At 37.2% G+C, this 12,885-nt stretch carries 13 protein-coding genes and 1 other RNA gene; 6 read left to right on the top strand and 8 right to left on the bottom strand.

The genetic code is table 11. The features are described from left to right. Window positions 1-34 precede the first annotated feature (34 nt). Complete coding sequence (gene glnS, locus ACFSAV_RS04455) at window positions 35-1,714, bottom strand: glutamine--tRNA ligase (RefSeq protein ID WP_379096679.1); 1,680 nt, start codon at window positions 1,712-1,714, stop codon at window positions 35-37. A 227-nt stretch (window positions 1,715-1,941) separates the two neighbouring features. Between glnS and ACFSAV_RS04450 the strand changes: the two genes are divergently transcribed. The 4 genes from ACFSAV_RS04450 (at window position 1,942) to ACFSAV_RS04435 (ending at window position 7,267) form a co-directional block, all read left to right on the top strand. Next, on the top strand, window positions 1,942-3,105 hold the full coding sequence (locus ACFSAV_RS04450) for an efflux RND transporter periplasmic adaptor subunit (RefSeq protein ID WP_379096676.1): 1,164 nt from the start codon (window positions 1,942-1,944) through the stop codon (window positions 3,103-3,105). Window positions 3,106-3,121: 16 nt separating this feature from the next. After that, the gene (locus ACFSAV_RS04445) at window positions 3,122-5,053 is read left to right on the top strand and encodes a MacB family efflux pump subunit (RefSeq protein WP_379096673.1); all 1,932 of its coding nucleotides are present in this window, start codon (window positions 3,122-3,124) and stop codon (window positions 5,051-5,053) included. Between the two features lie 73 nt (window positions 5,054-5,126). Then, window positions 5,127-6,494, top strand: a complete 1,368-nt coding sequence (gene tdeA, locus ACFSAV_RS04440) for a toxin/drug exporter TdeA (RefSeq protein ID WP_379096670.1) — start codon at window positions 5,127-5,129, stop codon at window positions 6,492-6,494. 47 nt (window positions 6,495-6,541) lie between these two features. Beyond that, window positions 6,542-7,267, top strand: a complete 726-nt coding sequence (locus ACFSAV_RS04435) for a copper homeostasis protein CutC (protein ID WP_379096667.1) — start codon at window positions 6,542-6,544, stop codon at window positions 7,265-7,267. A gap of 3 nt (window positions 7,268-7,270) precedes the next feature. On the opposite strand, the gene rnpB is transcribed toward ACFSAV_RS04435, so the two are convergent. Beyond that, window positions 7,271-7,650: RNase P RNA component class A (rnpB, locus tag ACFSAV_RS04430), an RNA gene on the bottom strand. Window positions 7,651-7,793: 143 nt separating this feature from the next. Here rnpB and ACFSAV_RS04425 point away from each other — a divergent pair. Both ACFSAV_RS04425 and ACFSAV_RS04420 read left to right on the top strand, forming a co-directional pair. Then, window positions 7,794-8,729, top strand: a complete 936-nt coding sequence (locus ACFSAV_RS04425) for a KpsF/GutQ family sugar-phosphate isomerase (protein WP_379096664.1) — start codon at window positions 7,794-7,796, stop codon at window positions 8,727-8,729. Further along, window positions 8,729-9,274: a KdsC family phosphatase gene (locus ACFSAV_RS04420; RefSeq protein WP_379096661.1), complete on the top strand. Its 546-nt coding sequence runs from the start codon at window positions 8,729-8,731 to the stop codon at window positions 9,272-9,274. Before ACFSAV_RS04425 ends, ACFSAV_RS04420 begins: the two co-directional genes overlap by 1 nt. Window positions 9,275-9,356: 82 nt before the next feature. Here ACFSAV_RS04420 and ACFSAV_RS04415 read toward each other — a convergent pair whose 3' ends face one another. From ACFSAV_RS04415 to ACFSAV_RS04390, 6 genes are all read right to left on the bottom strand, one after another. After that, window positions 9,357-9,836 carry a ClpXP protease specificity-enhancing factor gene (locus ACFSAV_RS04415; RefSeq protein WP_379096658.1) on the bottom strand — a complete coding sequence of 160 codons (480 nt, stop codon included), beginning with the start codon at window positions 9,834-9,836 and terminating at the stop codon, window positions 9,357-9,359. 6 nt (window positions 9,837-9,842) lie between these two features. Beyond that, window positions 9,843-10,481, bottom strand: a complete 639-nt coding sequence (sspA, locus tag ACFSAV_RS04410) for a stringent starvation protein SspA (RefSeq protein WP_101775120.1) — start codon at window positions 10,479-10,481, stop codon at window positions 9,843-9,845. A 202-nt stretch (window positions 10,482-10,683) separates the two neighbouring features. Further along, window positions 10,684-11,076, bottom strand: coding sequence for a 30S ribosomal protein S9 (gene rpsI / locus ACFSAV_RS04405; RefSeq protein WP_101775121.1), 393 nt, complete (start codon window positions 11,074-11,076; stop codon window positions 10,684-10,686). 16 nt (window positions 11,077-11,092) lie between these two features. Beyond that, the gene (gene rplM / locus ACFSAV_RS04400) at window positions 11,093-11,521 is read right to left on the bottom strand and encodes a 50S ribosomal protein L13 (protein WP_379096655.1); all 429 of its coding nucleotides are present in this window, start codon (window positions 11,519-11,521) and stop codon (window positions 11,093-11,095) included. 281 nt (window positions 11,522-11,802) lie between these two features. Continuing rightward, a complete protein-coding gene (locus tag ACFSAV_RS04395; protein ID WP_101775122.1) occupies window positions 11,803-12,147 on the bottom strand; it encodes a YegP family protein in 345 nt (114 codons plus the stop codon). A gap of 89 nt (window positions 12,148-12,236) precedes the next feature. Next, window positions 12,237-12,884, bottom strand: coding sequence for a GrxB family glutaredoxin (locus tag ACFSAV_RS04390; RefSeq protein WP_379096652.1), 648 nt, complete (start codon window positions 12,882-12,884; stop codon window positions 12,237-12,239). Between the last annotated feature and the right edge of the window lies 1 nt (window position 12,885).

Below are 12,885 nucleotides of genomic sequence, written 5' to 3'. Positions count from 1 at the left end.
TTTGCGCTCTTTATCAAGCTAAGTAGAAGAAAAATTAAAATCCTTCTTTTAAACTCACAGTTAAATTGAAGACCAAATGTTCAGGACGACTATCTTTACTGTCTGCACAATAATAACCTTCGCGTTCAAATTGATAAGCTTGCTCTGGCTGCGCATTAATTAGGCTTTTCTCTACAACACCCTGTTTTACCACTAATGAATCTGGATTAAGTACTTCATGAATATCTTCCACAGCTCCCGGATTTGTGACAGTAAATAAACGATTATATTGGCGGAATTCAGCAGGCAAATAATCTTCTGCGGATACCCACTGAATAACGCCCTTGACTTTACGTCCATCCGCAGGATTTTTACCTAGCGTATCAGGATCATAGCTACAGTACACTATAGCAATATTACCATCAGCATCTTTTTCTACACGTTCTGCTTTAATGACATAAGCATTACGTAAACGTACTTCTTTGCCTAAAACAAGACGTTTATATTGCTTATTTGCTTCTTCACGAAAATCGGCTTGATCAATATAAATTTCACGAGTAAATGGCAATTCGCGCTGCCCAAGTTCCTCACGATTAGGATGATTTGGAGCTTGTAATATTTCTTTGTCACCAAAGTTTTCAATGACTACTTTTAACGGGTTAATCACTGCCATTGCTCGTGGTGCATTTTCGTTCAAATCTTCACGAATACAAGCTTCTAATGCGCTCAGCTCAACTGTATTTTCCTGTTTTGTCACGCCAATACGACGGCAAAACTCACGAATTGAAGCGGGTGTATAACCACGACGACGTAAACCTGAAATTGTTGGCATGCGTGGATCATTCCAGCCATCTACAATCCCCTCATTTACTAATTGTAATAATTTACGCTTAGACGTTAAGGTTGCTTCCAAGTTTAAACGTGAAAACTCATACTGATGTGGTAATGGGCGTTCAATTGAAATATTGTCTAACACCCAATCATATAAACGACGGTTGTCTTGGAATTCTAACGTGCAAAGAGAATGCGTAATACGTTCAATTGCATCAGAAATACAATGAGTAAAATCATACATTGGATAAATACACCATTTATCACCCGTTTGATGATGGCTTGCAAATTTAATACGGTATAACACAGGATCGCGCATAACCATAAACGGTGATGCCATGTCAATTTTGGCACGTAAACTGGCTTTACCTTCCTCAATTTCGCCATTTTTCATTTTTTCAAACAGCGCTAAGTTTTCTTCCACTGAACGATCGCGATATGGGCTATTTTTCCCTGGCTCAGTTAATGTGCCACGGTATTCACGCATTTCTTCTGGCGAAAGCTCATCAACATAGGCTAAACCTTTTTTGATCAGCTCAAGAGCATAACCATATAATTGGTCAAAATAATCTGACGCATAGTGCGGTTGTCCTTCCCATTTAAAACCTAACCACTCAACATCCTGCTTAATTGAATCCACATATTCCACGTCTTCTTTTACAGGATTAGTATCATCAAAACGTAAATTACATAATCCCTGATAGTCCTCAGCGATACCAAAATTTAAACAAATCGATTTGGCATGACCAATGTGTAAATAACCATTTGGCTCAGGCGGAAAACGTGTTTGAACGCTATGGTGCTTACCTGAAGCTAGATCTTCATCAATGATTTGACGAATAAAATTAGTGGGGCGTTTTTCTGCGTTTTCAGTGATTTCTACACGTTCAATTGGGTTACTCATTCTGACCTCAAATTTCAATAAATATTTTGCTATGAAAAATGTTGTTTATTCTACCTTGTTTACCTACAGAATACAAAAGTGCGGTCTGTTTTCTTCTTATTTCGTACTTCCTATTTTTTGTTTTAATGATAAAATGAACGAACGTTCATTCAGTGTAATGGCTTCATATTTTCTTAAGCTAATATTTGTATCTTTTAAGGAACTTACCCTACTCTAGAGAAACAACAATGAATAAAAAGTATCTGATTAGCGGCGCCATCATTATTACGATTCTTATTGGCGGATTTTATTTATTTAATGCGAATCAAAACAATCAAATCACTTATCTTACAGAAACAGTGAAACGCGGTGATCTACAAAAATCCGTTATTGCAACTGGTACGTTGAGAGCTTATCAACGTGTTGAGGTCGGTGCACAAGCATCTGGGAAAATAGAAAAAATACATGTCAAACTTGGGCAACAAATTAAACAAGGCGATCTCATTGCAGAAATTGACTCACAAACACAACATAACCATTTAGATACTGCACAAGCCAAGTTAACCTCTTATCAAGCTCAACTTAATGCGAAAAATGTGGCTTATGACATAGCTAAATCCAGTTACGAACGCAGCAAAAAATTGTATAGCCAAAAAGCAATTAGCCTGACAGAATTGGATAATGCCAAGCATACTTTTGCTGTCGCACAAGCTGCTATCCAAGAAATTACAGCGGCAATTAAGCAAGCTGAAATTGAAGTGAATACAGCAATAACCAATTTAGGCTACACCAAAATCCTATCACCGATTACTGGTACAGTGATTTCTATCCCTGTTTCTGAAGGACAAACAGTTAATGCAAACCAAACGACACCAACTATTATCCAAGTGGCAGATGTGAGTAAAATGCAAATCAAACCCGAAATTTCAGAAGGTGACATTACGAAAGTCAGCGTTGGTATGCCGATTATTTTTTCAACGTTAGCTGAGCCAACAATTCAATACATGACAGTCATCAATGCAATTGATCCTGCAATGACAACATTAACTGATAATGAATACTCAGAATCAGTTGCTAATACAAAAGCCGTCTATTTTTATGCCAATGCACTTGTTGATAATCCAGATAATAAGCTGCGTATTGGTATGACTGCACAAACTCAAATTTTAGTTGCTGAGGTAAAAGACACTCTGTTTATCCCAACCTCAACTTTAAAACCAGAAAGTAACAAAGTATTTGTTCAGGTACTCAAAGACAATCAAGTAGAAAAACGTGAGGTCATTATTGGTCTTAATGATGATCTCAATACTCAAATTTTGTCAGGATTACAGGAAGGTGAAAAAGTAATTTCTTCGCAACTCACCAGTGACGAACAAGTAGGCAACACGATTCGTCGTGCAAGAATGTTCTAAAAGTGCGGTCGACTTTATGCAAATTATTCAAATCAAAGATCTCAATAAATTTTTTGGTGAAGGTGACTATCGTACCCAAGTGCTTAAAAATATCAATTTAGAGATTAAAAAAGGAGATTTCATTGCTATCATCGGTGCCTCTGGTTCTGGTAAATCAACTCTGATGAATATCATTGGCTGTCTAGATAGTGCCAGCTCTGGTTCATATAAAATTGCAAATGAGGAAGTCAGCTACCTTGATAAAGATGCACTCTCTGATTTACGACAAAAGAAATTTGGCTTTATTTTTCAGCGTTATAATTTACTTTCTACTTTAACTGCTTTAGAAAATGTTGCCTTGCCTGCAATTTATGCTGGCATTGACCAAAAGACACGCCTTACACGTGCTAAAGATTTATTAGAAAAGTTAGGTTTACAGGATAAGTTAGTCAATAAACCTAACCAATTATCTGGCGGGCAGCAACAGCGAGTCAGTATTGCCCGCGCTTTAATGAATGGTGGGGAAATTATCCTCGCCGATGAACCCACTGGTGCATTAGACTCAAAAAGTGGTACAAGGGTAATGGAAATTCTGCAACAACTACATCATGAAGGCCATACGATTATTCTGGTCACTCATGATCAACAGATTGCTCAATTTGCCAATCGCATTATTGAAATTAAAGATGGTGTTATTATTCAAGACCAACAAAAATCCAATTGGGTTGCTGAAAAATTAACAACGCCAACAGTACAAAAAACACGCTTTACTTTGATTAAAGATCAATTTATTGAATCATTTAAAATGTCAGTTAATGCAATTGTGGCACATAAATTACGTTCATTACTCACTATGTTAGGCATTATTATTGGCATCACTTCTGTTGTTTCAGTAGTCGCATTAGGTAATGGTTCACAGCAAAAAATCCTATCAAATATTAGTTCACTTGGCACGAATACTATGGATATTTATAACGGAACCGGATTTGGTGACAGACGAGCAGAACGTATGCAAAATTTAACTGTGAGTGATGCTAACCTACTCGCCAAACAAAGTTATACTGAAAGTGTGACTCCAAACAGCGCAGTCAGTGGCAGTCTAACTTATGGTAACCAAAATTTTACTGCGCAGGTAAAAGGTGTTAATGAACAATTTTTTGATGTCAAAGGCATCAACTTACTACAAGGTCAATTATTTACGTCTTACGATGTGGCACAAAATACACAAGTGGCAGTCATTGACTCAAATACACTACGTCAAGTCTTTAACAATCACTCACCTTTAGGCAAAATCATTATGATTAATAAAAAGCCACTACGCATTATTGGTGTAGCGAATCCAGCAGGAATGAGTAGTAATAATAGCAGTTTAACGATCTGGCTTCCTTATACTACAGCAATGTATAAAATTTCAGGTAATGCCAAAATTGATTCCATTACAGTAAAAATCAAAGATGAAATCAATACTCAAGTCGCTGAAAAAGATCTTACTCAGCTATTAACAGTACGTCATGGTAAAAAAGATTTCTTCGTGATAAATAGCGATACGATAAAACAAACCATTGAAAGTACAACCAATACCATGAAATTATTAATTTCTTCAATTGCATTGATTTCATTAGTAGTGGGCGGAATCGGTGTAATGAATATCATGTTAGTTTCCGTCACTGAACGAACTAAAGAAATTGGCGTCCGTATGGCGATTGGTGCAAGGCAGTCAAGTATTTTGCAGCAATTTCTCATCGAGGCAGTATTGATTTGCCTGATTGGCGGCATCACTGGTATTGGATTCTCCCTTGCATTTGGATTTGTGTTTAACCAATTCACAACAAATTTTAGCATGATTTTTTCGACATTTTCGATTATTACAGCGGTTCTATGTGCTAGTTTAATTGGCATTATTTTTGGTTATATGCCAGCACGAAATGCTGCTCGTTTAAATCCAATTAATGCTTTAGCAAGAGAATAGAAAGTTGTTATAATTTACTCAATCTAAAGTGCGTAAAAACAGACCGCACTTTTTCACTTAAAGGGCAACAATAATGTTAAAACTAAATCAACTGACGTTTATCCTACTTTCAACTACCCTTGTAGGTTGTGTCAATATTGACAATTCTTATCAAGCCGCACAGCAAGATTTCCAACAATATGAACAACTGACTAAACAATATAATGTACAAGAAAATTGGTGGGGACTATATAACGATCCTCAACTCAATAAAGTGATCGAACAAGCATTAGAAAATAACAAAAATCTTGCTAAAGCTGCAATTAATGTAAATAAAGCTCTCTATTCTGCTAATTTATTGGGCGCAAATCTAGTCCCTACTTTCAGTGGAAAAACTGAATCGAGTGCTAGCCGTAATATTGAACATAGTGAAAATTCGAGAATCACTCACAGTGGATCATTAAATGTCAGCTACACATTAGATTTATGGCGCCGTCTAGCGGATGCGGCTTCTGCTGGCGAATGGGCATACAAAGCCACCGCTGAAGATCTCGAAGCAACACGACTTGCATTAATTAATTCAGTGATTATAACTTACTATCAAATTGCCTTTTTAAATGATGCTATTCAAGCAACTGAAGGTAGCATTAAATATTACAACCAGATTAGCCAAATCATGCAAAACCGCTTTAAATTAGGTGTAACTGATAGCGCCAGTGCAGATCAGGCACAACAATCGGTATTAAGAGCACGTAATCAATTATTAACTTATCAAACTCAACGAAAAGTTGCTGAACAAACTTTACGCGATCTACTTAACTTAAAGCCAACTGATACGCTTAATCTGGCATTCCCACGTATTCTCAATGTTAAAGCTATCAGTATTAATACCAATGTTCCAGTATCAACCATTGCTAATCGCCCTGATATTAAAAGCGCGCAATATCGTTTAAACAGTGCTTTTAAAGATGCTAAAGCAATGCAAAAAAGCTGGTTCCCAACAATTACTTTAGGTGCAAGTTTATCCTCTGTAGGTAATAAAGTGGATAATGCATTACATACGCCTATTGGCGCAGGTCTAATCAGCATTAATTTGCCTTTCTTAAATTGGAATACCGTGAAATGGAACGTTAAAATTTCTGAAGCGAACTATGAAACAGCAAAGTTACACTATGAGCAAAGTATCACTACAGCACTCAATGAAATTGATACCAACTATTTTGCTTATCAACAGTCACAAGCTAATTTTGCTAACTTACAAAAAGCCTATACTTATAATAAACGCATTACACAATATTATAAAAATCGTTACGATGCTGGCGTGTCACAATTGCGAGATTGGTTAAGTGCAGCAAACACAGAAAACGATTCTCAAATTGCGATTTTAAATGCGAAATATCAATTAATTCAGCAAGAGAATGCGGTTTATAGTGCAATGGCAGGTTATTACTCAACCAAATAAAGAAAGAGGCGATTGTGCCTCTTTTTTATTATATAAAAGGAGACATCATGAAAGTTGAAGTCTGTATTGATAATATTGAATCAGCACTCAGTGCAGAACAAGCTGGCGCTGATCGTTTAGAATTATGCAGCTGTTTGGCGATTGGTGGTGTCACACCACAATATTCACTGATCAAAAGTGCGGTCAATTTTAGCAAAATTCCATGTTATGTCATGATTCGACCTCGCGCAGGTGATTTTCTTTTCAACCGCTATGAAGTACAAATGATGGTAGAAGATATTCAAATTGTCAAAGCACTTGGTGCAAAAGGCGTAGTGATTGGCGCATTGACAGCACAAGCTGAAATTGATGTAAAAATTTGTGAAACACTGATAAATGCGGCAGAGGGTTTAGGTGTTACTTTTCATCGTGCTTTTGACTTGTGCCATCACCCTTTCGACAGTTTAGAACAGCTTATTGCACTGGGTTGTGAACGTGTTCTTACTTCTGGTCAAAAAAACACTGCACCGCAAGGAGAAGGCTTACTTAAACAGCTTGTTGAACAAGCCGATAATCGAATTAGTATCATGGCTGGCGCAGGAGTTAATGCAGAAAATGCGCAAACGTTAGTTAAAAACACAGGGATACAAGAATTACATTTATCAGGTAAAAGCTATCGCTTAAGCCAAATGAAATGGCAGTCAGATGCAGTAATGGGCGCAAATGCAGAAGATGATCAAAAAATTTGGATTAGTGACTTCAATAAAATTAAAGCAGTCAAAGCACTATTTTAAAAAAAGTTGAGTTGGTCGATAAGCCGAGTTCTGTCGTGGACAATCATTCCTCTAGGCGTACGTTCACACGCACGCTCAAGCAACCTACCCGAATCCTGAACGGGCCACTCATTGGATTCCTATTTGGTCTTGCTACGAGTGGAGTTTACCCTGCCATGTACTGTTACCAGTCATGCGGTGCGCTCTTACCGCACCCTTTCACCCTTACCAGTTAAAAACTGGCGGTCTGCTCTCTGTTGCACTTGTCGTAGGCTCACGCCTCCCAGACGTTATCTGGCACTCTGCCCTATGTAGCTCGGACTTTCCTCTCGTTTACTTGTCCCACTAGGTCGTCATAAGACGGTTAAGGGCTTCAATAAACCAGCGATTGCCTGACCAACTCAAGTGGCGCAGTATAACGGAATTTCATACAGAAATACAGCATTATTAAATTTACTAAAAATAGACCGCACTTTATTCACTTTACGACTTAAAACAGACTTTATGTTATAATTAACCAACTTTTCGTGTCACTGAAGGAATCGAAATGGATTACTTAAAAATTGCCCAAGAAACGCTTGCTGTAGAGGAACAAGCACTTGCTCGGTTAAGCCAACGACTTGATAAACAATTCACTGATGTCGTAGAGTTGTTGTTACATTGTGAAGGGCGTTTGGTGATCGGTGGAATTGGTAAATCAGGCTTAGTCGGTAAAAAAATGGTTGCGACCTTCGCTTCAACAGGCACACCAAGTTTCTTTTTACATCCAACTGAGGCATTTCATGGCGATTTAGGCATGCTTAAGCCAATTGATATTGTCATGTTGATTTCTTATAGTGGCGAGACAGACGATGTCAACAAATTGATCCCAAGCCTAAAAAACTTTGGCAATAAAATCATTGCATTAACAGGAAATCTGCATTCTACTCTTGCTAGACACGCTGATTATGTACTAGATATCAGTGTTGAACGCGAAGTTTGCCCTAACAATCTCGCACCAACAACTTCGGTGCTAGTGACAATGGCATTAGGTGATGCGCTCGCAGTTTCACTAATTAAAGCAAGAGATTTCCAACCTGCTGATTTTGCTAAATTCCATCCTGGTGGTAGCTTAGGACGTCGCTTACTCTGCCGTGTTAAAGATCAAATGCAAACTCGTCTTCCAATCACTACAATGCAAACCTCTTTTGCTGATTGTTTAACAATTATGAATGAAGGCAGAATGGGGGTTGCCCTTGTCATGGAACAAGGTGAATTAAAAGGTATCATCACTGATGGGGATATTCGCCGTGCGCTGAGCGCTAACGGAGAGAAAACATTAAAGAAAAATGCTCAAGATCTGATGACATCGAAACCCAAAACAGCCCATCAAGATACTTATTTATCAGATGCAGAAAACTTTATGAAGGCACAAAAAATCCATTCTTTAGTCGTTGTTAATGACGAAAATAACGTAGTAGGTTTAGTGGAGTTCTCAAGCTAATGTTAACGGAAAAATTAAAACAAATTAAATTTGTTATTACTGATATTGATGGCGTACTAACAGATGGCTCATTACATTATGATGCGAATGGTGAAGCAATTAAAACCTTTCATGTTCGTGATGGACTGGGCATTAAAATGTTAATAGAATCAGGCATTCAAGTGGCCGTGTTATCAGGTCGAGATTCCCCAATTCTACGTAAACGTATTGCAGATTTAGGAATTAAATTATCCTTCTTAGGCAAACTTGAAAAAGAAAGTGCTTGTGTTGAATTAATGCGGCAAGCCAATGTTTCAGCGTCACAAACTGCCTATATTGGTGATGATAGCGTTGATTTACCAGCCTTTGCTGTTTGTGGCTTAACTTTCGCAGTAAATGATGCGCCCATTTACGTGAAACAGCAAGCAGATCATGTATTACATCTTGCTGGAGGAAAAGGCGCGTTTAGAGAAATGTCAGATATGATTCTTGCAGCACAAAATAAAAGCGAAATTTACACCAGTGCGCAAGGGTTCCTCAAAAATGTTGCAAAAATGACACAATAATTTACTGTTATTTATACTAAAAAAGCACTATTCCTAAATGAGATAGTGCTTTTTTATCTTTTAAACCATGCTTAAAAGCAAATCATTTTATAATTCTCAAATGAGAAGCCGCTTTTTTATCTGTTTTCTTCTCTACTTCATGCTCATTTTTATGTGCTTTACTTTCTATCGTTGCTTTATCCACAGCTTCAACAAAACTTAAGGGTTGTTCTACACTCACCCTATCCAGCTCATCATAAATTGCTTCAGGCTCAAACATCACACCATCGCCATTCTCACGAGCATAAATAGCCAGAGCCGCACCCATTGGAATATAAATATCCTCTGGCATACCACGAAAACGTGCGCTAAACTGAATAAAATCATTCGTTAAATGTAAATTACCTGTTGCATTCACAGATAAATTTAACACAATTTGGCCATCTTTCACATATTCAACAGGCACTTTAACACCACGATAAGTAGCATCGACCACTAAATAAGGCGTGAAATTATTGTCGACTAACCAATCATAATAGGCACGTAATAAATAAGGGCGTTTTGGGGATACTTTGTATTCCATGTTAAATTATTTCTCATCCATTAAATTTTTGGGTGCAGAAGCGCCTAAAGATTGCATAAATGAATCACGTTCAAACACACGAGACATATAAGCTTTAATTGCTTTACTACCAGCACCACTAAACTCTACACCTAATTCCTGCATACGCCATAATAACGGCGCAACATAACAGTCCACTAAACTAAATTCTTCACTCATAAAATAAGGCATTTGAGTAAAAATAGGTGCAATCGCTAAAATTTCTTCTTTTAACTGTTTTAATGCAGTTGCACGCTCTGTATCAGTGCCTTTTTCTGCTTTTGCTAATGCAGGATACCAATCTTGCTCAATACGTAACATTAATAAACGACTTTTACCACGCGCCACAGGATAAACTGGCATTAATGGTGGGTGTGGAAAACGCTCATCAAGATATTCCATGATAATGCGTGAATTAAATAAGACTAAATCACGATCAACTAATGTCGGCAACGTGCCATACGGATTTAATTCCATTAAATCTTCTGATACAACTTGAGGATCTACAACTTCCGTTTCATAAGCAACACCTTTTTCTGCTAATACAATACGTACTTGATGGCAATAAATATCTGTTTTATCTGAAAAAAGTGTCATTATTGAACGTTTATTTGCAGCGCTTGTCATCTATTCCTCCGACAGCTCTAAAATGAATTAAAATCGATTAAACTGTGCCGTATTTTCGGCATAATATCATATAAAAAATGGGCGTTTATTCTACCATAAATCACATAATGATTTCCAAAGATTATCGTAAATTTTTCTTTAGACAAAAAAATTGCAAGCCCCAAAGGACTTGCAATTTGAATATAAAACGTAAAATATAAAATTAACGTTTTGAGAATTGTGGACGACGACGTGCTTTGCGTAGACCCACTTTTTTACGCTCAACTTGACGTGCATCGCGGGTAACAAAACCTGCTGCGCGTAATACAGAACGTAAGCTCTCATCATATTCGATTAATGCACGAGTGATACCGTGACGGATTGCACCCGCTTGACCTGAAATACCGCCACCTTTAACAGTGACATATAGGTCTAATTTCTCAGTCATTTCAACCAATTCTAGAGGTTGACGAACAATCATACGCGCTGTTTCGCGACCGAAATAAACGTCTAACTCACGTTGGTTGATAGTGATTTTACCACTGCCCGGTTTGATGAATACACGAGCTGAAGAGCTTTTGCGGCGACCTGTGCCGTAGTTTTGATTCTCTGCCATATCCTAAACCTCGTGATTAAATATCTAAAACTTGTGGTTGTTGTGCAGCATGGTTATGTTCTGAACCTGCATACACTTTTAATTTACGATACATTGCGCGGCCTAATGGACCTTTTGGCAACATACCTTTAACCGCAATTTCAATCACTGCTTCAGGACGGCGTGCGATCATTTCTTTGAAAGTCGCTTGTTTAATGCCGCCTACATAGCCAGTGTGCCAGTAGTAAATTTTATCGCTTTCTTTGTTACCTGTTACAGCGACTTTATCCGCATTAATAACGATGATGTAATCACCTGTATCAACGTGTGGAGTATATTCAGCTTTATGTTTACCACGAAGGCGACTTGCTAATTCAGTCGCTAAACGACCTAAAGTTTTACCTGTCGCATCTACTACATACCAGTCGCGTTTAACCGTTTCTGGTTTTGCTACAAAAGTTTTCATTAATTAATTACCAAAATAATATTATTAATACCCAGTGTTTATCACTAAACACAACCATGAATCTTAATCAGACACCCCTTCGAGTGCGATCTCGATAAAATAATGTGTGGTGGGAAATCCAACACATTCACAGGGTCGCGAGATTATACAAAAGAAAGAACGAAAAAGCGACTATTTTTTATAAAACGAAGTGGAAAGAAAAAATAAAAAAATAATGGAACAAAAAACGGACAAAAAATTTGCGAATGTGAATACACTCGCAAATTTTTTCACTCGCTAAATTAGGCTTCTACCGTGAGATCTTTAATAACAGTTGTAGCTGCATTTTTCATCACTGAACCAATACCTTTTTTCGCAGATACGTTAGAGGCATAATATTGGCTACGACCAATTTCTTGATGATTTTTTGCCTTTAAGACGAAATATGGCTTATCGTTTTTAGCAACACGTACTTCAAAATTCTTTTCGTCTGACCCATTTTTTTGTACAGATGCAATTCCATTTTCAGCAGCAGCACGCGAACGATAAAGCTCACTAGTTAAGATCACTTGGCTATTTGCCGCTTTCAAATTGAACATGAATTGACCATCTTTTGCTAATTTAAGTTCGTACCAACCTAATGCCATAATTTTCTCCTTAGATTAATGTTTTTTGAGACAAAATGCTCAGTCACAAGCATAGTTTTTTTGTAAAAAATTGCAACTATTTTAACCAATTAAAGCGCTTGTTTAGTGTAAAGACTCACTTTACTTAAATTAGACATTTGATTTACATAATTCGCTAATTTTTCAGGGAATTTAACACCTTTTACACAAGTTAAATTACGTAATATTGGGAATACTAAAATATCTTCTAATGATAAAGATTGATTCAATGAAGCTTTACCTACGACTAATGCGTCCAACTTATCCAAATCATGTTGTAATCTTGTCAAATATTCTGTTGTCTTGCTCAAATGTTGCGCGAAATCACCTACATATTCTGTTTTCTTCTTAGTGAAATACTCAATGGCACTTTGTGTGGCAAATTCTGGTACATTCAATTGAATAAAACGTGGCATTAATAAATAGTTTGAATAGCTGGTGATTTCTTTCAAAACCGACTCAATTTCGGGACGAATGTTTTCTTGTAAAATAGGTTCGCCATAATGCGTATCAACATATTTTACAATGTCTAAACTTTCTGGCATCGCACTGCCATCTTCTTTAATCAGAATAGGAACCACTTTTTTACCTACTAAGCCTATCGGCGTTTCTTCATCATCATTTAATAACACGTTAATTTTGACAGCGAGTTCTTTTAAGCCGAAAATCATCATAGCGCGAACACAATAAGGGCAATGATCATAAACATAAAGTTGCATA

The organism is Pasteurella oralis, assembly GCF_042681465.1.
In the GTDB taxonomy this organism is placed as follows: Bacteria; Pseudomonadota; Gammaproteobacteria; order Enterobacterales; family Pasteurellaceae; genus Pasteurella; species Pasteurella oralis.
Note: the sequence above shows the minus strand (reverse complement) of the source record. Positions and strands in the feature narration are given on the sequence as shown.